Genomic DNA, 21,478 nt, shown 5'->3' with positions numbered 1-21,478 from the left:
CGGCGCTCCGTGCGCGGCTGGCCGCGCACCGGCTAGCGGAACACCCCGGGCAGGCTCAGGGTGGACAGCGTGTCGTCCGACAGCGGGTTGTCGTTGACCATGTACGTCCACGTCGACGTCGGCCGGGCCAGCTTCGACAGATCCAGGCCCGGCTCGTCCTCGAGCACGTTGGCGGTTTCGAACGTCTGCTGGGCCGCCTCGATCGCGTCGGCGGCCAGCGACGCGAACGCGTCGACCGCCAACCGGTGGAATTCGTCCAGCGGATTCTGCCGGCCCAGCGCCCGCAGGTGGATGCTCTCGCGGATGTCGGCCAGGTACGCCAGATGGTCGGCCCAGCCGCGGTCGAGGTGGTAGAGCATGATGTGCCGGCAGATGGTTTCCAGGCGTTCCTCGGGGATCTCCTCGGCCAGCTCCCGGTAGCGCTTCGGCGCCAGCTCGGCCAGCTCCTCACGCGCGGTTGCGGTGCGCAGCAACGTGTTACGGCGGTCCACGATGATCGCGCGCTGCTGGGCAATCAGCTGGTTGTAGCGCCAGGTGTTCGCGTGCACGTCCAGCATGCGGCCCTCGGCGACGCGCTGGGCGTGATCGAGCAGCCCGGCGGCCTTGGGGCTGACGATCCGGCCGTCGCCCGTTTCCGGGTCGGTTTCCATCGGCAGCTTGTTGCGGTCGAGGTTGGCCGCCACGACGTCGTCCTCCCAGCTGGAGAAGAACACCGACGACCCCGGGTCGCCCTGCCGGCCGGCGCGCCCGCGCAGCTGGTTGTCCAGCCGCTCGGTGTGGTGCCGGCCGGTGCCCACCACGTGCAGCCCGCCCAGCTCGGCGACCCGGTCGTGGTCGGCCTCGTCGGAGCCGCCGAGCCGGATGTCGGTGCCGCGCCCGGCCATCTGGGTGGACACCGTCACCACCCCGAACTTGCCGGCCTCGGCGATCACCTGGGCCTCCTCGGCGTCGTTCTTGGCGTTGAGCACCACCGCCGGCACGCCGCGGCGCAGCAGCCGCTCGTGCAGCTCCTCGGATTCGGCCACGTCGCGGGTGCCCACCAGCACCGGCTGCCCGGTTTCGTGGACCTCGATGATGTGCTCGACGATGGCGTCGTTCTTGGCGGCCGCCGTGATGTAGACGCGGTCGGCCTCGTCTTCGCGGATGTTGGGTTTGTTCGGCGGAATCGGCGACACACCGAGCTTGTAGAACTGGCGCAGCTGCTCACCGGCGGCCAGCGCGGTGCCGGTCATGCCGCACACCGTGGCGTACCGGTTGATCAACGCCTGCACGGTGATGGTGTCGAGCACCTCCCCGGTTTCGGTGGTCTCGATGCCCTCCTTGGCCTCGACGGCGGCCTGCAGGCCGTCCGGCCAGCGCTGCAGCTGCGCGATCCGCCCGCGCGAGGCGTTGATCAGGTGCACCGCGTCGTCGCGGACGATGTAGTGCACGTCGCGCTGCAACAGCACGTGCGCGTGCAGCGCGACGTTGACCTCGGTCAGGGTGGTGCCGACGTGCTCCTCGGAGTACAGGTCGATGCCGCCGAGCGCCTTCTCCACCTTGCGCGCGCCGACGTCGGTGAGATGCACGTTGCGGCTGTCGGCGTCGGTGTCGTAGTCGGTGCCGGCCTCCAGCTCGCCGACCAGCTTGATGATCTCCAGCCGCGGCGTCTCGCGGTGCGTCGTGCCGGCCAGCACCAGCGGCACCAGCGCCTCGTCGACCAGCACCGAGTCGGCCTCGTCGATCAGCGCCACGTCGGGGTTGGGCGAGACCAGGTCCGCGACGTCGGTCACCAGCTGATCGCGCAGCACGTCGAAGCCGATCTCGTTGACCGAGGCGTAGGTGACGTCGCAGCCGTAGGCGGCCCGGCGCTCCTCGCTGGACGACTCGGCGGTGATCCAGCCGACCGTGAGCCCCATCGCCTCGATCAGCGGGCCCATCCATTCCGCGTCGCGGCGGGCCAGGTAGTCGTTGATGGTCACCACGTGCACGTGCCGGCCGGCCAGCGCGTAGCCGGCCGCCGCGATCGCCCCGGCCAGGGTCTTGCCCTCGCCGGTGGCCATCTCGATCACGTCGCCGGCCAGCATGCGCAAGGCCCCAAGCAGCTGCACATCAAATGGGCGCAAGCCCGTTGCCCGCTCGGCGGCCTCCCGGGCGATGGCCAGGAACTGTGGGATGTCCTCGGACTCGGCGAGATCCTCCAGGTTGAGCAGCCCGGCGGCCTTGCGCAGCTGCTCGTCGGTCAGCCCGGCGGCCTCGTCGTCGTATTCCGACGAGTCGGTCACCAGGGTGAGCGAACGGCTGCGGTTCTTTTCCGTGCTGGCGCCGAGCAGGCGCCAGAATCGGCTGCTCAGCCGGCCGGGTTGAGCGCGGTTCGTCTTAGGCACAGGTCAACGGTACCGGTGGGGCGAGCCCGCGTGTTCGCACCCGACACGCCCGTCAGGCCAGGTTCGACCGCCGCGGGTAGGCGACCGTGGGGTCGGTGAGCACGTTGACGACGGCGGGCAGGCCGCTGGCGAAGGCGCGTTCCAGCGCCGGTCGCAGCTCGCCCGGCGCGGCGACCAACTCGCCGTGGCCGCCCAGCGCGCGCGCCACCTCGTCGTAGCGGGTGCCCGGGCGCAGCTCGGCCACCACCGAATAGCCGTACAGCTGCTCCATTGGATGCTTTTCCAGCGCCCAGATCCCGTTGTTGCCGATCACCGAGACCACCGGCACCCGGTGGCGGACCAGGGTGTCCCATTCCATGCCGCTGAAGCCGAACGCGCCGTCGCCCTGCAGCAGCACCACCTGGCGCTCCGGCCGGGCCAGCTTGGCGGCCAGCGCGTAGCCGGGTCCCGACCCCAGGCAGCCGAAGGGGCCGCTGTCCAGCCAGCAGCCCGGCCGGTAGCTGTCGATCACCCGCCCGGCGTAGGAGCCGAAGTCGCCAGCGTCGATGACGACGATGGCGTCGCGGTCCAGCATCGGCGCCAGCTCCGCGTACACCCGCATCGGATGCAGCGGGACGCGGTCGTCGGCCAGCTCGGCCTGCTCGGCGGCGCGCGCCGCCGTCTCGGCCGTGCGCAGTTCGTCGATCCAGTCCCGGTGGTCGCCCCCACCCGCGGTGGCCAACGCGGCCAGGATCGTCATCAGGTCGCCGTACAGCTGCGCCTCGACGGGCCGGGGATGCTTGCGCTCGGGCGCCACCCGGTCGGCCACGATCAGCCGGGTGTGCGGCCCGAACACCGCGCCGAAACCGAGCCGGAAATCCATGGGCACCCCGACGATCAGCGCGACATCGGCCTCCCCCAACGCTTTTCCGCGAACGCGGGAGAAGGCCAGCGGATGGTCGGCGGGCACCGCCCCGCGCGCCATCCCGTTCATCAGCACCGGGGTGGCCAGTTCCTCGGCCAGCCGCAGCAGGGCCGCTTCCCCGTGCCCCCACCAGACGTTGGTGCCCGCCATGATCACCGGCCGCTTCGCGCCGGACAGCAGGCCGGCGGCCCGGCCCAGCGCGGCGCCGTCGGGTTCGGGTTCGCGCGGCAGGTCGACGAGCGCCCCGGGGCGGCCGTCGTCCTCGGCCATGGAGAAGACGTGGTCCATCGGGAAGTCCACGAAGCCCACGCCGGACGGGGCACCGACGGCCGCGCGCAAGGCGTCGTCGACCAGCCGGCCGGCGTCGGCGGCCGATTGCGCGGTGGCGGCGAAACGGGCCAGCGGCGCCACGAACGGCACGTGGTCGATCTCCTGCAGCGAGCCCATGCCCCACCGCTGCGCCGGCGCTCGGCCCCCCAGCACCACCAGCGGCGAGGAGTTCTGTTGCGCGGCGGCCATCGCGCTCATCCCGTTGGTGACGCCGGGTCCGGCGGTCAGCGCGGCCACCCCGGGCAGCCGGGTCACCTTCGACCAGCCCTCGGCGGCGAACGTCGCGGTCTGTTCGTGCCGGGTGTCGATCAGCCGAATGCCTTCGTCGCGGCAGCCGTCGTAGATGGAGAACAGGTGGCCGCCGGACAGCGTGAAGACGGTGTCGACACCGCTGGCCCGCAGCCGGCGCGCGACCAGCCGGCCGGCGTGCAGGGTCGGTGCGGGGGTGGCGTCACTGGTCATCACCGCAGCCTATCCAGATCCGTCCGGTACCTTCGCCGAAGGATTTCAAGTTGAGGAGAGTCCGACCACCTCGACCGTAAGGAGACGCCGACGATGGGTGCCAAGCCGTTCAAGCCGTCGATCGACTGGTCGGCGGCGTTTGTCGATTCCTTGCGGTGGCTGGCCATAGCGTGGGTGATCAGCGCCGTCTGCCTGTTCGGGGTGCTGCTGGCGTTCCGGTTCCTCACGCCCTGGGGCCGGCAGTTCTGGCGGATCACCCGCGGTTACTTCGTCGGCGCCCACAGCGTGCGGGTGTGGCTGATGCTCGGCGTGCTGCTGCTGTCGGTGCTGCTGTCGGTGCGGCTGAGCGTGCTGCTCAGCTTCCAAAGCAATGACCTGTACACGGCGCTGCAGAAGGCGTTCGAAGGCATCGCGTCGGGCAATGACGCGGTCAAACATTCGGGGATACATGGCTTTTGGGTATCGCTCGGCATCTTCTGCCTGCTGGCGGCGCTGTGGGTGACCCGCTTCATGGCCGACGTCTATCTGACGCAGCGGTTCATCATCGCGTGGCGCATGTGGCTCACCGCGAACCTCACCGACGACTGGCTGGCGGGCCGGGCGTATTACCGGGACCTGTTCATCGACAACACGATCGACAACCCGGATCAGCGCATCCAGCAGGACATCGACATCTTCACCGCCAACGCCGGCGGGACGCCGAACGTCCCGTCCAACGGCACGGGCAGCACGTTGCTGTTCGGGGCCGTCAACGCGGTGGCCTCGGTCATCTCGTTCACCGCGATCCTGTGGAAGCTGTCCGGGGACCTGAACCTGTTCGGCTTGGTGTTGCCGCGCGCGATGTTCTGGACGGTGCTGGTGTACGTGTTCATCGCGACGGTCGTCGCGGTTTGGCTTGGGCGCCCGCTGATTTGGCTTAGCTTCAACAACGAGAAGTTGAACGCCGCCTTCCGTTATGCGCTGGTGCGGTTGCGGGACGCCGCGGAGGCGGTCGGGTTCTACCGCGGCGAGCGCGTCGAGCGGGCCCAGCTGTGGCAGCGTTTCACGCCGATCATCGCCAACTACCGCCGGTACGTGCGCCGGACCATCATCTTCAACGGCTGGAACTGGTCGGTGACGCAGATCATCGTTCCGCTGCCGCTGGCCATCCAGGCGCCGCGACTGTTCGCCGGCGAGATCGCTTTCGGCGATGTGACCCAGACGGCCACGGCGTTCAACAACATTCACGACTCGCTGTCGTTCTTCCGGAACAACTACGACGCCTTCGCCGCCTTCCGGGCCGCGATCATCCGTCTGCACGGCCTGGTGGACGCCAACAGCAAGGGCCGGGCGCTGCCCGCCATCCTCGTCAAACCCAGCGAAGAGACGGCGGTCGAGCTGCGCGGTATCGAGGTGCGCACCCCCGAGGGAGATCAGCTGGTCGACTCGCTGGACATCCAGCTCGACGAGGGCGACACGCTGGTGATCACCGGACGCTCGGGGGCCGGCAAGACGACGCTGCTGCGCAGCCTGGCCGAATTGTGGCCGTACGCCTCGGGAACCCTGTGCCGGCCCGACGGCGACAACGCGACGATGTTCCTGTCGCAGTTGCCCTACGTGCCGCTGGGCACGCTGCGCACCGTGGTGTGCTACCCGAATTCGCCGGATAGCATCGCCGATTCGCAGCTGCACGAGGTGCTCACCAAAGTGGCTCTGGCGCCGCTCATCTCCCGGCTGGACGAAGACCAGGACTGGGCCAAGGTGCTCTCCCCCGGCGAGCAGCAGCGCGTCGCGTTCGCGCGCGTCCTGCTCACCAGGCCCAAGGCGGTCTTCCTCGACGAGGCCACCTCGGCGCTGGACGAGGGGCTGGAATACGCGCTGTACCAATTGGTTCGGGCCGAGCTGCCGGGGTGCGTGATGGTCAGCGTGAGCCATCGGCCCACCGTCGAGCAGCACCACGACCAGCAGCTGCACCTGCTCGGCGGCGGCCCCTGGCAGCTGAGCCCGGTGGAAAAGGAGCCCGCGCGGGTTTGATGCGCGCCTATGCTTTCGCGGCGCGCCGCGCCGTGTGCGCTCCGGCGCCGGGTTTGATGCGCGCCTACGCTTTCGCGGCGCGCCGCGCCGCGTGCGCTCCGGCGCGGCGCCCGAAGAACGAACCCTCACCCAGCTGCGTCCCGCTGGCGTACCCCTTGCCGTCCTGAGCCAGGTTCGGCGCGCACGCGCCGGCGGCATACAACCCGGGCACCACCGAGCCGTCGGCCCGTTGCACCTCGCCGTCGACGCTCACCGCCAGGCCGCCGATGGTGAACCCCGAGTACATCGCCCGCCCGAGCGACAGGTCGAACACCGCCCACGGTCCATTGTCTTGTGCGGCAAGGTATTCCGGCTGCTTGTGGAAATCCGGGTCTTCGCCCGCGGTGGCGAACTTGTTGTAGCGCTCCAGCGTCGCGGCCAGGTTGCCGGCCGGAATGCCCAGCGCGGCTTCCATTTCCGCGATCGTCTCGTAGCCGTCGAGGAACCGGATCAGCGGCATCTCCGGCATCTCGGTGTGCGCCTCGTCCACGATCAGGTATGCGGTTTGCTCCGGCTGCTCCAACACGAAAGCCGAAGTGCGCGAATGATAGGAGTCCTCGGCGACGAAGCGCTTACCCTCCTTGTTGACGATGATCCCGGTCAGCAGCACCTCCGGCGGGTAGGCGGCCGCGGTGATGAACAGCTCGTCCATGTGCTTGGTCGCCCCGCCCGCCGACACCCCCATCCGGATGGCCAGCCCGTCGTCGTGCGGATTGCCCAGAATGTACGGCGCCACCAGGCCGTGGTGCTTGGTGCGCCGCGGCTGGCCCAACGCCGGCGTGTGCTCGGCCACCATCTGCGGATTCATCGCGAAGCCGCCGGCCGCGAGGATCACCGCGTCGGCCTTGACCGCGCCGGTCTCGGTGAAATGCTTCCAGGCCACACCGACCACGGCGCCGTCGTCGTCCACGATCAGGTTGGTCGCCCCGGTCTCGTAACGGATCTGCACGCCCAGCGCCTCGGCGCGTTTGACCAGCAGGTCGATCACCATCGCGGCCCCGCCGAGCTCCCCGGGCACCGGCACGGAATGCCCGCGCGGCGCCGGCTTGGCCTGCTCGCAGAACGGCCACACCTTCTCGTTGCCGGTGTAGCTCAGGCCCTCGGTGCCCGGCGGGACGACCACCTTGCCCGGGTAGTAGCTGCGTTCGAACTGAAAACCCAAGTCTTCCAACCAGTTGAAGTGTTCGACGCTGCCCTCGCAGTAGGCGCGGATCTTGTCCAGCTCGGGCTCCCGCGACACCGCCACCAGGTACTTGTACATCTCCTCGGCGGAGTCGTCGTGACCGGTCGCCTGCTGCACCGCGGTGCCACCGCCGAGGTAAAAGTGGCCCCCGGCAAGCGAAGTGGTGCCGCCGGCCGCGGCCGCGCGTTCCAGCACCAACACCCGCGCGCCATCGGCCGCCGCGCTGACCGCGGCGCAGCCGCCGGCAATGCCGAAGCCGATCACCACCACGTCGACGTCGTCGGACCACGACGTCACGTCATGGGCACTGACAGTTGCCGGTATCTCGGTGCTCATTGGCGCCATTCCTCCTCATCGCCGTGCCGCGTGTCCGCGCGGGCGCGGCTCACCGCTGCTGCTGTTTGATGTAGTCGTAGAACGCCCGCATCTCGGGCGCGATGTAGGCGAACTCCACGAACGGAACTCCCGCCTGCGGCGCCGAGACATAGGCGAAGTGGATTCCGCCGGGCATCACACCCTGCTGCACCACCGGGGCGCCCCGCTCGCCGGCCCGCGCCAGCGCTTCGGCCAACTGCTCGGGGCTGTCGGCCTCGACGCAGATGTGGTGCAACCCCGGCCCGCCATCGGACAGAAAGTCACTATAGATGTTCTCGCCACGTACCGGTTGGATCAGCTCCAATTGCATGTCGCCGAGATAGCTCAGCGAGATGCTCGCGACGAAATCGGCGGGCTTACCCCGGTAGCTGCAGGCATCCGCAGCAAAGTGCACGTCCGGTATCCGCACCCACTTGCGCACACCTAACAGGCCGGTGAGGGCCGTTTCGGTGGCATCCAGGTCGCCGGTGACCCAGGCGATCTGCGTCGGCGACTGCACGGGAAGCGTCATCGTCTCGCACAATAGTCGAGCCGCCGGGCGGCCAGAAAGGGCCCGAAAGAATTTGCCATGCCGATCCGGTCCGAACCGGGAAACCGCGGGTGAACACGTTCTAGTTCCGTGCTCCGCGGTCCGTGACCGGCCGTGGCCGGATCAGTGCCGGGTCAGCACGTCGACCAGCAGCCGCAGCTGGGCGTCGAAGACGGCTTCCACATCGGTTAGCGTGTCCGCCCCGTACTGTCCGAACACCTCGAGGCTGATCGCGCCCAGCACCCCCGCCCACAGCAAAAAGCACTTGGCGATCACCAGGTCATCGCCCGGGAAGCCGAATTCGTGCCGGATCCGTTCAAAGTCGGATGACATCGGTTGCGGCGCAGGGTCATTGGTCAGCCGGATATCGCCGGTGGTGATCCCCGCCGCCACGGCGTCGAACAACGCCGCGACCACCCGGGTGCCGGCGGCAACGGTGCGTTCGGGGGGCGCGTGGTACCCGGGAACCGGGCTGCCGTAGAGCAGGGCCCAGCATGCCGGGTGCTCGACGGCCCAGCGCCGGGTGGCGCGCGCGATGGCGATGACGTCGTCGCTCCACTGTTCGCCCGCGGCTTCGCGGGCCCGGTCCACGGTGTCGGCCAGGTCGGAATAGGCGTCCACCAGCAGCAGGGTCAGCAACTCGTCGCGGCTGGACACGTAGCGGTACACCGCCGAGGACACCATGCCCAGGTCGCGGGCGATGGCGCGGACCGACAGCCCGGCCGCGCCCCGGTCCACCAGTTGGCGGCGACCGAGTTCGATGATGCGCGCCTCGACCTGCTCCCGGGACTGCTGGCGTTTGCCCACCCGGTCAGTCTGACACAACCGAGAACACCGCTCTTGCTTTCCCGACCGCGGTGTGGCAGCGTGTTCGAAATGGAGAGCACCGCTCTCTAGCATTGCCCCGGGATTCGCTGAGAGGACGGCGCCCATGTCCACCCGATACGAAGAACCGAACCGGGCCGCCCGCGCGGCCAACGTGGTGGTCCGCTGGCTCGCCGACGCGGGTGTCAGCATCGCGGGCACCCGGGCGCTGCGGGTCCGCGGGCGCAAGACCGGGAAGCTGCGCGCGGTGGTGGTCAACCTGCTCACGGTGGACGGGACGGACTATCTGGTCTCGCCGCGCGGCGACACCCAGTGGGCCCGCAACGTGCGGGCCGCGTCCGTCGTCGAGCTGGGTCCGCGCTGGCGCCGGCGACGCATGCGGGTCAGCGAGGTCGACGACGCGGCCAAGCCGCAGCTGCTGCGGCGTTACCTCGACCGGTGGTACTGGCAGGTCAAGGACTACGTCGCCGGTTGACCCCGGACAGCAGCGACGAGCAGTTCCGCGCCGCGGCGCCCACCATTCCGATGTTCGCGCTGACGAAGGCGGACTGAACGGGCCTATCCGGCACTCAGCGCGCGTTGTCGCGCACCCCGAGGTCTTCGCGCACTTCCTCCGACGTCGCCTGCCACGACACCGCGGCCGGATACTCCCCCCACACGCTGTTGAAGATCCCGACGATCTGTCCCGGGCCGCCGCTGGGGGCCAGATACACCGGCCCGCCGGAGTCGCCGTTGTGGCTCTGCACCCCGTGCGACATGGTGAACCAGCCGTTGTTCACGCTCTCCACCGTGCCGCACGTCTCCCCGGTGATCACCCCGAAATGGCAGACCGGCTGCCCGGGCGTCAGCGCCAGCCCGGGGTCGGAGACGAGCGGCCGCCCGCCCGGCAGGATGTTGTTCGCGGTGACGCCGTTGTCCAGCACGATCGCCTCGTAGTCGTTGATCACCTGACTGGTCGACACCGTCGTTCCGCTGGGGGTGTTGTCCCGGAAGGCCGCCATCCGCCCGATCACCGTGCCGCCGCGGTCGGTCACCACTCCGCCGCCGCCCCGGCAGTGTCCGGCGGTGAACGCGATCTTCAGGCCGGGGTCGACGTAGCCCAGCGTGCAGACCCGGTTGTCCTGCCGTATCTCCATGCCCGGATACACCATGACGTCGGCTTTTGCCGCCGACGCCGGCAGCGTGCCGGCCAGCGCTGTGACAGTGATCGATGCGGCGAAGGCGCGTGTTGCCAGGCGATGCACCATGAACTCCGATCCATCGGGCCAACTACCGACGGGAGGTCGAGGTTACGGCGTAACCGTCCTCCACGCTCAGCTTTTCGCGCCGGCCAGCGCCGATGTTACAGAGAGGTCACGACCGGCGCGCCGGCCGCGGTTCGGCCGGCGCTGTGCGGCGCCCAGCCGGGCGGCCCGAACACGTAGCCCAACCGGTCCCGCAACCGGCTCGCCGACCGTCAGTCGCGGGCGATGGCGACGTATTCGCGGGTCTGCAGCTTCCAGACGTTGAAGGTGTCGACCTGCTTGGTCAGGCCGTAGTGCGGGCGGAACAGCTCGGCCTGGAAGGTGCCGAACAGCCGGTCCCACACGATGAGGATGCCGCCGTAGTTCTTGTCCAGGTACACCTTGTCCATGCCGTGGTGCACCCGGTGGTGCGACGGCGTGTTGAACACGAACTCGAACGGGCGGGGCAGCTTGTCGATCCGCTCGGTGTGGATCCAGAACTGGTAAATCAGGTTCAGCGAGAAGCTGAAGAACACCATCCACGGCGGAATCCCCAACAGCGGCAACGGAAGCCACATCAAGATCTCGCCGCTGTTGTTCCACTTCTGGCGCAGTGCGGTGGCGAAGTTGTAGTACTCGCTGGAGTGGTGGGCCTGGTGCGTCGCCCAGATCAGCCGCACCCGGTGCGCGATCCGGTGATAGGCGTAGTAGAGCAGGTCGACGCCGAGAATCGCGATCGCCCAGGTGTACCAGCGGGTCGCCGGAAGGTGCCACGGTGCCAGGTAGGCGTAGATCGCGGCGTAGCCGAACAGGGCCAGCGTCTTCCAGCCCGCGGTGGTGGCCACCGACACCAAGCCCATCGAAATGCTGGTCAGCGAGTCGCGGGTCTGGTGCGCCCCCGGGGCCGGACGGGCGGTGAGGTGTTCCAGCTTGCGGGCCGCGGTCCATTCGAGCGTCAGCAACAACAGGAAGAACGGAATGGCCACCAGCACCGGGTCGCGCAGCTGCGGCGGCAGCGCGGTCAGGTAGCCGGACAGGGCGCTCACACCGGTAAGCGTACGACGAACGCCGCGGCGCTCAGCGCCGATCGTCGGACGCCTGCGCCTCGTCGCCGGCGTACCACTGGACCGCCCGCACACCCGGTTGCAGGGACAGTTCGGCCACCAGCCGCTCCAGCCGGGCCGGGGCGTCGCCGTTCATCAGCAGGTGCGCGGTCAGGGTGAGCTCGTCGTCGGCGGGATGGCCGGTGTGGATGCCGCGCAGCGTGATGTCGTTGCCGCCGGCGTGCTGGACGATCTGGGCGCGGGCGTACTTCTCGTGTTTGGGCCGGCACACCACCTGCACCAGAAACGGCAGCAGGCTTTCGTCTTCGTCGGCGCTGCTGTCCCGGTCGATTAGCCGGCCGAGCGGGCGTCCCAGCAGATGAATCCCGATCACCGTGCCGGTGCCGATCGCGGCGAACACCAGATGTCCGGACGCGGCCAGCACGCCGATCGCCGCCGAACACCACAGGGTGGCGGCGGTGTTGAGGCCGCGGACGTTGACGCCTTCCCGCAGGATCACCCCACCGCCCAGGAACCCGATGCCGGAGACCACGTAGGACGCCACCCGGGTGGGGCTGGTGTCCGAGGTGGCGGCGGCGTAGAGGACGAACAGTGTGGCGCCCGCGGCGACCAGCGCGTTGGTGCGCAATCCCGCGCGACGGGCGCGCCATTGCCGTTCCAGCCCGATCAGGGCGCCGCAGCCCACGCCGACGCCCAGCCGGAGCAGGAAATCGACGGCGCTCAACGTCTCCACGACACTCTCCTTCCCGGGTGCAAGGCGGCGAAGAAGGGAGCTAACCAAATCCGGGTTAACCGCAAGTGGAGCCCAACCCAACCGCCGACGTCGGGAGCGATCCCCGGCGCGCGGCGAATCTCAGGCTAACCGCCTTTGGGCGCGAGATGGTGGGGGCAGTAGGCGTTCGAGGCGAGCGCCGCGAATTGGGCGGCGCCGTCCATCGTCATGCCGGGATTCTGGTCCTTGATGTCGGTGACGACCTGCAGCCCCGTTTCGCCCCGGCCCATCAACCCGCACACGGCCTTGGCGGACGCGATGACCTGGACCGGGCTGCTGTAGGTGATGCCGGACTGGTCGAGGCTGGCCAGGAACGCGGCGTCGTCGCCCTGCGGCTCGGCGCGCGCGGGCGCGGCGTATCCGAGTGCGGCGGCGCCGATTCCGAGCAGCGCGAGCACGCGTTTCATGCGCTTCCCGCCGGCCCGGCGTCGGGCAGGGTCACGGTCGGTTTGCCGCCGCTGGACACGTGCACCGCATGGATGCCGGGCTTTTTCGACAATCGGTCGAGCAGGTCGTCGAGTCCGGCCTTGTCGACGTTCCAGTGCTGCACGGCTTCCGGTTGCCGTTGCAGCTTGGCGATGACGTCGTCGAGTTTGACGGGTTCGGCGGGCTTCGCCGCGCGGACCCGGACGCCCCGGCCGCTGCCGACGTGCGGCGCCACGGCGCCGAGGGCGCCCCCGGTGACGCTTCCCAACGCCATCTGGCCGAGCAGGCCGGCCGGGATCCCGGCGGCCGGGGCCGCGGCCGCTGCAGTGGCCGGCGCCAGGCCGCTGGCCAACCGGATGGCCGGGGTCGCCGACGCCCAGGTCGGCGGCACCGACAGCCTGCCCACGCTGTTCGCCTCGCCGACGCCCACCGAGACGGCGCCGGTCAGACCGGCGCCGGCCGACCGCAGGCCCAGCCCGGCGCCCAACGCGGACTTCGGGATGTCCAGGCCCTCGACGGGGAGCTTGTAGAACATCTTGAACTCGGTCATGGCGAGGTTGATCGGGCTCATGCTGTCGTTGGCGACCGTGCTGAACCGGCCGATGTCGGCGAGGATCCCGAAGGTGTTCTGCCATGTCGTGCCCGCCAGCGGGGATCCCGTGAGGGTGTTGAGCACCTGGTCCCAGAAGTCCATGTATCCGCGCGACGCGTTGCCGAGCGCCTCGAGCAGCTGGCTGATGATGCCGGACGGCGGGGCTGTGGCGTCCGCGGCGGCGGTACCGGCCCCCAAGCCGGTGGCCTCGCCCAGCGCGGCCGCCTGCGCGGCGATTCCCGCGTCATTGGTGGTCTTGGGCGGCTCGGTGAAGGGCGCCAGGCGGGTGGCGGCCGCCGACGCGCTGGCATAACCGAACATCGCGGCGGCGTCCTGGGCCCACATCTGCCCGTACTCGGCCTCGGCGGCGGCGATCGCGGCCGAGTTTTGCCCGAAAACGTTGCTGGCCAACAACATCGTGAGCCGGGCGCGGTTGGTCGCGATCTCGGCGGGCGGAACAACCGCCGCGAACGCGCTCTCGTAAACGCTCGCGGCCGCCGTCGCCTGCTCGGCCGCCGTCCTGGCCTGCGCCGAGGCCGCCGACAGCCATGCGACGTAGGGCGCCGCCGCGGCGGCCATGGCGGCCGCCGACGGGCCGGCCCAGGCCTCGTCGGCCAGACCGTTGACGACGGCTGCGTACGACGACGCGGCGGACTGCAGTTCGGCCGCCAGCGCGTCCCACGCCGCGGCGGCCGTCAACATCGGTCCGGCCCCCGGACCCGTGTACAGCTGGGCGGAGGTGATTTCGGGTGGCTGCAGCGCGAAGTTCATTGGATCGACCCCGCTCGAGATGTCATGGTCTGCCCCGTCAATCCGCCGGCACCACGATGATCGTGGCGGTCGTCGCGGCACCGTCGGCGGCCGCAGCGGTCGCGGCGCCGGTGGTGCCGTTGCCGACGGTGCGCACCCCCGCGCCCGCCAGGGCACGTCCGGCCACACTCGCCGCGGCCATTTCGCCGAACACGGCCCCGCCCGACGCGGGCATCGCCGCGGCGGTTGCCGAGCTCGCGGCCGGCAGCACCGACGCGACCGTCCTCAGGACGGGGGCGGCGGTGGTCCAGCCCGGCGGCACCGACAGGGATCCGACCAGGGTCGAGCGGCCCATCGACCCGGCCACGCCGCCGGCGTCGGGGGCCACCGCCGAGACGTAGCCGCCCCGCAGCGGCGCCAGCGGCGACAGCCCACCCGCGATGGCTTTGCCGCCGCCCAGCAGTTCGGCGACGCCCGGCGCGTTTTGGGCCAGACCCAGCGCCTGCAGGGACAGCAGCCACCACCCGCCGGGCAGGATGATCGCCCCGATCGGGCTGTAGGCGCCGGTGACGGCGGCGAAAAAGGGCCGCAGCGCGGCCGTGATCGGATAGATGGCCTCGATGATCGACGCCGCCGGCGTCGCCGCCGCCGCCGAAGGGGTCGTCGCCAGGCCTTGCAGCATGGTGGGCGTCACGTCGATCAGGGTCGACAGCTGGGCCGGGAGGTCCGACGCGGCGCTCTGCGCGACTGCGGCGGATTGCCTTGCCGCCGCGGACGATTCGGTGGTCCGCGGCGGTTCGGTGAAGGGCGTCAGCTCGGCGGCTGCCGCCGACGCGGCGGCGTAGGCGTACATCGCCGCCGCATCCTGGGCCCACATCTCGGCGTACTCCGCCTCGGCCGCCGCGATGGCCGCGGTGTTCTGGCCCAGGATGTTGGTGGCGATCAGGGTCATCAGCAGGCTGCGGTTGGCGGCGATCACCGGCGGCGGCACCGTCGCCGCGAACGCGGTCTCGTAGGCCGCGGCGGCGAGCCTGGCCTGGGTCGCGACCTGCTCGGCCCGGCCGGCGGTTGTCGTCGCCCAGGCGATGAAGGGCGCGGCCGCGGCGCTCATCGACGTGGCCGCCGGCCCCAGCCAGGAGCCGACCGTCAGGCCGGCGATCGTCGACGTGTAGGCCGCCGCAAAGGAATACAGTTCGGCCCCCAGCGCATCCCATGCCGCGGCGGCGGCCAGCAGCGGCCCCGATCCCGCACCCCCGTACATCCGTCCTGAATTGACCTCTGGTGGCAGCGCCCCGAAGTCCACCCGTTGCCTCCCGTCCTGCTCTGGGCGCCAGGGTAGGAGCGGAGATGCGGGCGTCCCGCCAACGAGCCGCGGCTCAAATGGAATTCATCAGATCGGCAGTGAAGGATATGGATTTTCCATGGATTCACCCGCCGCACCCAGCCGTCGGTTGACCGCCGGCGTGCCCCGCCTGGCGCCGAGCGTGAAACTAGGCGCACGTTCGGCGGCGAGCGTGAAACTAGGCGCACGTTCGGCGGCGAGCGTGAAACTAACTTCACGCTCGCGCGGCGTTCACGCTCGCCGCGGCGCTCGCGCTAGCTTCGGTTAAGTTGCTGCGGGCAATAGTATTTCGCCGCGATCGCGAGGAACGACGTGGCGTGATCGTTGGTGAGTCCGGGGTTTTGGCTCTTGAGCTCGTCGAGCAGCTGCGGACCCGATTCGCCGTTGCCCATGGACACGCACACCGCTTGGGCGAACTTGATCGCGCCCTGCGGCGTCGCGTAACCGATGCCGGCGCTGCGCAGCGACGCGAGGAACCCGGCCTCGTCGACGCCCGGATCGGCCTGTGCCGGCGGGGCCAGCGCGATCGCCGCCGCGACGCCCACACCCAGCAGCAGCCTCATGACCCGGGATCGTCGCACGCCGCAACGACGGACCCGCCAACGGCAGAGTTGTTGGAGGGCAACCACATTCGCCCTTCTCGCGGCGCCGGTCAGGCCTTGGAGAGCTGGTGGGGGCAGTAGTATTTCGCGGACAGCAGGGCGAAGTTCGATGCCATCTCCATGTCCATTCCGGGATTGTGGGTTTTCACGTCGTGCACCACCTCGAGCCCCGGCTCGCCGTTGTTCAGGCACGAGCACACGGCGCGTCCGGCGGCGACGGCCGAGCCGGGACTGCTGAAGCTGAAGCCGGCTTGCTGCAGCGCGGCGACGAAACCCCCGTCGTCACCGTCGGGCACCGGTGGCGGATCGGCATGTGCCGGCGCGGCCAGCCCGATCGTGGCGCCGATCATGGCGGACGCACCCAGTGCCGCGAGCAGTCGTTTCATCACGTGTCACCCTCCTGAACTCTGATTGCCTTGCCGCTCAACCCAACTGGGCATCGGCCGGCAGGACCTTGGACTTGTCGCCCTTTTTCAGGTGCACCGCGTGGATCCCCGGTTTCTTGGCCAGCTGCTCCAGCAGCGCATCCAGGTTCTCCTGGTCCACGTTGTGGTGCTGCACGCTCTCCGGCTGCTCGGAGATCTGTGCGACAAGGCGTTTCAGCTGTTCCGGCGATTGCTTGTCTTTGAGGTCCTTGATCGCGGTCATCCGGTTGCGGACGCCGCCCCGCACCATGGTGGGCCCGCCGGAGCCGACCGCGCTGCCCAGCATCCCGGCCAGCCCCATCGAACTGAACAGGCTGCCCTCGCCCAGCGCGGCCGCAGGCACTGCCTCGGTCCCGGCGGCCGACAGCGCGGCGGCGACGGTCCGGATCGACGGCGTGGCCGTGGCCCAGCTGGGCGGGATGGACAGCTTGCCCACCAGGGTGCCGGCGTTGCCCATCCCGGCGACCGGGCTGATCGCGCTGTACAGCGTGCCGCGGCCGAAGCCCAGGGCGCCCAGCCCGGCCCCGAGCGCGTCCTTGGGCAACGCGCCGTAGCCGATCGGCGGGGCGAACTTCAGCCACTGCGACAACGGGAAGTTGACCAGCAACCCGACGTCGTTGAACTGGGTGGTCAGCCCCAGCGGCACCTTCACGGCGTTGTACATGCTGGTGTAGAAGCTGGCCCCGCCCGGGACGGTGTTGAACAGATTCGTCATGAAGGTCTGGTACAGATACGCCAGGTTCGCCGGGCCGGAGAACGGGCCGCTGTAGGGCAGCGTGGTGCTGGCCGCGCTGGCCGCGGTCTGGGCGACATTGGCGGCCGGGGTGCTCGCCGCCGACGACACCGCGGCGGCCTGCATCGGTTGGGCCGCCTCGTTTGTCGTCTTGGGCGCCGGGCCGAACTCCGTCAACTTGTTGGCGGCGGTCGCCGACGCCGCGAAGTAGGTGTCCATCGCGGTGGCGTCCTGCGCCCAGAACTCGCCGTACTGGGCTTCGTTCGCGGCGATGGCGGCGGTGTTCTGCCCGAAGATGTTCGTCGCCACCAATTGCGCCAGCAGGGCGCGGTTTTCGGCGATCACGGCGGGCGGGACGTGCGCGGCGAACGCGGCCTCGTAGGCGGTGGCCGCCGCGGTGGCCTGGGCCGCGGTTTCGGCGGCCTGCGCGGCGGTCTGCTGCATCCAGGCCACGTACGGCGCGGCCGCCGACGCCATGGCCAGCGACGACGGCCCCACCCAGGGCCCGGCCGTCAGGCCGGACAGCACCGACGAATACGACGCCGCGGCGGACTGCAATTCGGCGGCCAGGTTCTGCCACGCCGTCGCCGCGGCGACGAACGACCCCGCGCCCGGACCGCTGTACATCCGGCCCGAGTTGAACTCCGGCGGAAAGGCCCCATAGAACATCTCTGCTGCCCCCTACCTGGCCGCGCGACGGGAAAGCGATTGGCGGCCAATCGGTTTGGTCTCGATAATCATGGTGATCATTCCTCGATGCACGGGATCACGATGATGGTGGCGGCGGCCGGGTCGGCCTCGGCGGCCACCCCACCCAGGGAGCTGGCCGCCGAGGCAGCCCCGCCGACCGGGCGGGTGGCGGCCGCGGCGACGGCGCGACCGGCCAGGCTGGACAGGGCCATCTGGCTGAACACGCCCTCTTCGCCGGCCATCGCGGCGGGTGCCGCCGCCATGTTGCCGGGCAGCACCTGGGCGAGGGTCCGGATCGCCGGGGCGGCTTCCGTCCAGCCCTGCGGCACCGACATGCTGCCGACCAGGGCGGCCTTGCCCATCGACCCCGACACCTGCCCCGCCCCGACCGCGGAGCTGAGCATGGGCTTGACGGCGTTGCCGCCACTGGCCAGCGGTGCCAACGCCCCCGAAATCGCTTTCGGCCCGGCCAAATACGCGGCGGCACCCTGCCCGTTCTGGCCCCAGGCGTAGGCCTGGCCGAACGACAGGAACGGGCCGCCGGGGATGGTGGTCCATGACTGCGGCGAGTACACCCCGGTCACCACCGACCAGAACTCGTTCCAGTTGGTGATGAAGCTCGGCGTCGTCAGCTGGGTCGACGCGGCCGTCGTCGAGGCGGCATTGCCGGCCGCCTGGGCCGCCGGCTGCGCGGTCGCGCTCAGCTGGGACAGGTGGGCCGCGGTGTTGGAGCCGGGCTGCGCAGCGCTCTGGGCGACCGCGGCCGACTGCAGCGGCCCGGCCGACTCGTTGGTGGTGCGCGGGGGTTCGGTGAACGGTGTCAGCTGGGCGGCGCTGGCCGAGGACGCCGCATAGGCGTACATCGCGGCCGCATCCTGGGCCCACATCTCCATGTAGTGCGCCTCGGTGGCGGCGATTGCCGGGGTGTTCTGCCCCAGGATGTTGGTGGCCACCAGCGTGGCGAGCAGGGCCCGGTTGGCCGCGATCACCGGCGGCGGCACCGTGGCGGCGAAGGCTGTCTCATAGGCGGCGGCGGCGAGCTTGGCCTGGGCGCCGGCCTGCTCGGCCTGCGCGCCGGTGGCCTGCAGCCACGCCACATACGGTGCCGCCGCGGCCGCCATCGCGATGGACGAGGGCCCGGTCCACGGGCCGGTGGTCAGCGTCTCGACGGTCGAGCCGTACGACGCCCCGACGCTCTGCAACTCCGCGGCCAGCTCGTCCCACGCCGCCGCGGCGGCCAGCAGCGGGCCCGAACCCGCGCCGACATACATCCGCCCCGAGTTGTATTCCGGCGGATAGGCACCGAAATCCAGCATTTAGGACCTCCCCCACCCCGCGCCACGCCGAGCACCCCGCCCCTCGCCCCGCAGCGACGAATTCGCGACGCCGAGTGAATTCATCGAAAGCGCTTTCAAATACATGCGCGCATTCCGCGCGTTGAAGACAGCAAGCCCCTACTCTCCTAGCTGTGCACCGGCGTCACCCCGCCGGACGAAGGACCAGTCAGCCACGCTGCTAATGCACAGACAATGCTGCACAAAAGTTATTCAGCGGGCGTTCCCGTCAGGTAAACCCATGTAAAACATCGATGTCGCGGCCCGCCGTCGCGTGTGAGAACACGCGGACTGAAGGCCCAGCTCAGTGGCGCAAGTCACTCGATCAACGTGCTGTGGGCAGCATCCGACCACGGGCCGATCCCGGTGAACAATCGGTTATCGGTTCGACGGGAAATGCTCGCGATTCGGCGTCATCGCCGATTTATACAATTGGCCGGAAAGCCATCCTTATTGCGCCCGAAATGCGTAACCTTGTAAACCTCCCGTCTCGCTTATCTCAGCGACGGAGTTCTGGCATTGCGGTTGCCTCGCACACCCCTGAGCGACCCGGCATCACCGGGGTGTGTCGCGCATCTTCAGTCGATGCTCGTCACCATTTCGGTGAAATGCGATCGACCGAAAATCGAGCCGACAGCGCTGTCGGTGACGTCCGCGCTCGTGCGGCCGCACGAGCGCGGCGACGTCCTCTCATACGAGTATACGCGGCCAATCTGCCCTGGCACTGATTAGCTACTGACAGTTTCCTGTATGGCAATAACGACGTGGTCAGATCGATTTTCGGGCAGCGGGAACGCGTCGGTTCGGGTGTCTCGCGACATTGCCGGTGTGACGGAATTTACTGAATTGCCGTTGGAGAAAACCGGCGTCGTGTAGCGCCCTGCGGGCCGGGCCGGGGTGGCGGTACGTACCGCCCTAGCTATTGCTGTGCGGGTTCGTGCCGCCGTCGCTGATCGACAGCCGGTCGGGACAGTAGGCGCCGGCGGCGGCCTGAACGAACAGGGCCGCCTTTGCCGTACTGAATGCGGGGTTGAGCTCGTGGACATCCCGGATGATGTCCAGCTCCGTGGTGCCCGAGCCGGCCAGGTCGCACACCTTCTGGCCGGCCCTTATCGCGCGGGTGGGGTCGGGATAGGTGATGCCGGCCTTGTTGAGGGCGGCGAGGAACGCATCGTCATCGGAATCGGCGTGCGCCGGTATCGCCATGCCGACCAGGGCGGCCGCGCCGGCCAGCAGCGCTAGGGCTCTCATGTCGCGACCTCCCGTCCTCACCCGGCGGCCGGCGGGCGGCCGATGATGCGCGGGCGGAACCCGTACATCGGCTCGGAGAACTCGTCCTCATGCGCACCGGGGAGGCCCGCCAGCGGCACTCCCGGCATGCCCACTGCCCCAGCCTCTTCCATCACCATCGGGGTGGCCGAGCCGAAGCCGTGGTAGGCGCCCAGGCCGACCTGAGTCGTCGCCGCCAGCGGCGTGATGGCCGCTCCGGTTGCACCCCAGGTCGGCGGAACCGACAGGGCCCCAACCAGACTCGCCTGCCCCACCTCCGCCGCCGCTGCCGCACCGGGCGCGGCCGCCGACGCCAGGTTCGCCGTGCCGCCGAGCCCGGCCGCCAGCACGCCCAGTCCCGACGTGGTGGAGTCGACGGCGTTCAGCGAGTTGATGGAGTTCAAGTTGACCGCCGCGTCGACGAACGAGGTCGGGTTCAGCAGCCCGCTGGTGGTGAAGGCGTTGGAGAGGTTGGCGACCGAGGCGTTGTTGAGGAAGCTTCCCAACACATTCCCGTCGGATCCATCCAAAAAGTTCATCAGTCCCGCGAGCCCGGGCTGGCCGGGTCCGTTGGTGTTGGGCGCCAGGCCGAGCCAGGCGAGCAAGCCGCCGGAGGGATCCCCGCTGCCGGCGTCGTTGGCGGCTTGGGCGACCGTGTTGGCCTGGGCGGCAATGCCGTTGGCGGTGGTGTCCGGGCGCGGCGGGGTGAACGGCGTCAGCTGCTGGGTGGCCGCGTTCGAGGCGCTGGCATAGCCGGTCATGGCGGCGGCGTCCTGCGCCCACATGTCGCCGTATTGGGCCTCGTTGGCCGCGATCAATCCGGCGTTCTGCCCGAAGATGTTGCCGGCCACCAGGTTCGCCAGCTGGGTGCGGTTGGCCGCGACGACGGCCGGGGGCACGGTCGCGGCGAACGCGGCCTGGTAGGCGGCGGCGGCCGCGTTGGCTTGGGCCCCGGCCTGCTCGGCCTGCGTGGCGGTGCTGTGCAGCCACTCGAGATACGGCGTGACCGCCGCCGACATCTTCGCCGCGGACGGTCCGAACCAGCCTTCGCCGGTGAGCGTCGCGATCGCCGACTCGTAATCTGTTGCGGCGGAGCGTAATTCAGCAGAAAGGGCGTTCCAGGCGGCCGCGGCGGCCAGCATGGATTCCGAACCCGGGCCGGAATACATTCTCGCCGAGTTGACTTCCGGCGGCAGTCCCGCGTAGATCGACATGACATCTTCTCCCGAG

General features: G+C 69.8%; 17 protein-coding genes and 2 pseudogenes. 2 read left to right on the top strand and 17 right to left on the bottom strand.

Annotated features, from left to right (window positions below; translation table 11 throughout):
- Positions 1–32: 32 nt before the first annotated feature.
- Together secA2 and MAA44156_RS07545 are read right to left on the bottom strand one after the other, a co-directional pair.
- Positions 33–2,366 carry an accessory Sec system translocase SecA2 gene (secA2, locus tag MAA44156_RS07550; RefSeq protein ID WP_009977026.1) on the bottom strand — a complete coding sequence of 778 codons (2,334 nt, stop codon included), beginning with the start codon at positions 2,364–2,366 and terminating at the stop codon, positions 33–35.
- Between the two features lie 52 nt (positions 2,367–2,418).
- Positions 2,419–4,062 carry an acetolactate synthase gene (locus MAA44156_RS07545; protein ID WP_009977027.1) on the bottom strand — a complete coding sequence of 548 codons (1,644 nt, stop codon included), beginning with the start codon at positions 4,060–4,062 and terminating at the stop codon, positions 2,419–2,421.
- 93 nt (positions 4,063–4,155) lie between these two features.
- Here MAA44156_RS07545 and bacA point away from each other — a divergent pair, with 93 nt between their 5' ends.
- A complete protein-coding gene (bacA, locus tag MAA44156_RS07540; RefSeq protein ID WP_003876498.1) occupies positions 4,156–6,075 on the top strand; it encodes a vitamin B12 ABC transporter pemease/ATP-binding protein BacA in 1,920 nt (639 codons plus the stop codon).
- A 64-nt stretch (positions 6,076–6,139) separates the two neighbouring features.
- On the opposite strand, the gene MAA44156_RS07535 is transcribed toward bacA, so the two are convergent.
- The 3 genes from MAA44156_RS07535 to MAA44156_RS07525 all read right to left on the bottom strand — a co-directional run bounded on the left by MAA44156_RS07535 (position 6,140) and on the right by MAA44156_RS07525 (position 9,008).
- Entirely contained in the window at positions 6,140–7,633 is a 1,494-nt protein-coding gene (locus MAA44156_RS07535; protein WP_031351664.1) for an FAD-binding protein, read from the bottom strand.
- Between the two features lie 49 nt (positions 7,634–7,682).
- The gene (locus MAA44156_RS07530) at positions 7,683–8,183 is read right to left on the bottom strand and encodes a VOC family protein (RefSeq protein WP_009977032.1); all 501 of its coding nucleotides are present in this window, start codon (positions 8,181–8,183) and stop codon (positions 7,683–7,685) included.
- A 141-nt stretch (positions 8,184–8,324) separates the two neighbouring features.
- Complete coding sequence (locus tag MAA44156_RS07525; RefSeq protein ID WP_205590188.1) at positions 8,325–9,008, bottom strand: TetR/AcrR family transcriptional regulator; 684 nt, start codon at positions 9,006–9,008, stop codon at positions 8,325–8,327.
- A gap of 124 nt (positions 9,009–9,132) precedes the next feature.
- Between MAA44156_RS07525 and MAA44156_RS07520 the strand changes: the two are divergent.
- Positions 9,133–9,578 (top strand): annotated as a pseudogene (locus MAA44156_RS07520) (nitroreductase/quinone reductase family protein).
- A gap of 17 nt (positions 9,579–9,595) precedes the next feature.
- On the opposite strand, the gene MAA44156_RS07515 reads toward MAA44156_RS07520, so the two are convergent.
- The 12 genes and pseudogenes from MAA44156_RS07515 to MAA44156_RS07460 all read right to left on the bottom strand — a co-directional run bounded on the left by MAA44156_RS07515 (position 9,596) and on the right by MAA44156_RS07460 (position 21,462).
- Positions 9,596–10,273, bottom strand: a complete 678-nt coding sequence (locus MAA44156_RS07515) for an Rv1815 family serine proteinase (RefSeq protein ID WP_009977038.1) — start codon at positions 10,271–10,273, stop codon at positions 9,596–9,598.
- A gap of 95 nt (positions 10,274–10,368) precedes the next feature.
- Positions 10,369–11,295 (bottom strand): annotated as a pseudogene (locus MAA44156_RS07510) (sterol desaturase family protein).
- Positions 11,296–11,326: 31 nt separating this feature from the next.
- Positions 11,327–12,046 (bottom strand): MgtC/SapB family protein, encoded by a 720-nt coding sequence (locus MAA44156_RS07505; RefSeq protein ID WP_003876491.1) that lies wholly within the window; start codon positions 12,044–12,046, stop codon positions 11,327–11,329.
- A gap of 125 nt (positions 12,047–12,171) precedes the next feature.
- Positions 12,172–12,492 (bottom strand): DUF732 domain-containing protein, encoded by a 321-nt coding sequence (locus tag MAA44156_RS07500; RefSeq protein ID WP_009977039.1) that lies wholly within the window; start codon positions 12,490–12,492, stop codon positions 12,172–12,174.
- Positions 12,489–13,874, bottom strand: a complete 1,386-nt coding sequence (locus MAA44156_RS07495; protein ID WP_121035622.1) for a PPE family protein — start codon at positions 13,872–13,874, stop codon at positions 12,489–12,491. The genes MAA44156_RS07500 and MAA44156_RS07495 overlap by 4 nt, the downstream gene beginning before the upstream one ends.
- A 37-nt stretch (positions 13,875–13,911) precedes the next feature.
- On the bottom strand, positions 13,912–15,156 hold the full coding sequence (locus MAA44156_RS07490; RefSeq protein ID WP_023884397.1) for a PPE family protein: 1,245 nt from the start codon (positions 15,154–15,156) through the stop codon (positions 13,912–13,914).
- A gap of 293 nt (positions 15,157–15,449) precedes the next feature.
- The gene (locus MAA44156_RS07485) at positions 15,450–15,758 is read right to left on the bottom strand and encodes a DUF732 domain-containing protein (RefSeq protein ID WP_003876487.1); all 309 of its coding nucleotides are present in this window, start codon (positions 15,756–15,758) and stop codon (positions 15,450–15,452) included.
- A gap of 89 nt (positions 15,759–15,847) precedes the next feature.
- Positions 15,848–16,186 carry a DUF732 domain-containing protein gene (locus tag MAA44156_RS07480; protein WP_010949249.1) on the bottom strand — a complete coding sequence of 113 codons (339 nt, stop codon included), beginning with the start codon at positions 16,184–16,186 and terminating at the stop codon, positions 15,848–15,850.
- A gap of 34 nt (positions 16,187–16,220) precedes the next feature.
- The gene (locus MAA44156_RS07475) at positions 16,221–17,624 is read right to left on the bottom strand and encodes a PPE family protein (RefSeq protein WP_009977043.1); all 1,404 of its coding nucleotides are present in this window, start codon (positions 17,622–17,624) and stop codon (positions 16,221–16,223) included.
- A gap of 77 nt (positions 17,625–17,701) precedes the next feature.
- Positions 17,702–18,961: a PPE family protein gene (locus MAA44156_RS07470; RefSeq protein WP_009977044.1), complete on the bottom strand. Its 1,260-nt coding sequence runs from the start codon at positions 18,959–18,961 to the stop codon at positions 17,702–17,704.
- A gap of 933 nt (positions 18,962–19,894) precedes the next feature.
- Entirely contained in the window at positions 19,895–20,230 is a 336-nt protein-coding gene (locus tag MAA44156_RS07465) for a DUF732 domain-containing protein (RefSeq protein ID WP_009977046.1), read from the bottom strand.
- A gap of 17 nt (positions 20,231–20,247) precedes the next feature.
- Entirely contained in the window at positions 20,248–21,462 is a 1,215-nt protein-coding gene (locus MAA44156_RS07460; RefSeq protein WP_009977047.1) for a PPE family protein, read from the bottom strand.
- Positions 21,463–21,478: the final 16 nt, after the last annotated feature.

The organism is Mycobacterium avium subsp. avium (genome assembly GCF_009741445.1).
Classification (GTDB): Bacteria; Actinomycetota; Actinomycetes; order Mycobacteriales; family Mycobacteriaceae; genus Mycobacterium; species Mycobacterium avium.
This window is presented reverse-complemented; position numbering and strand designations above follow the sequence as displayed.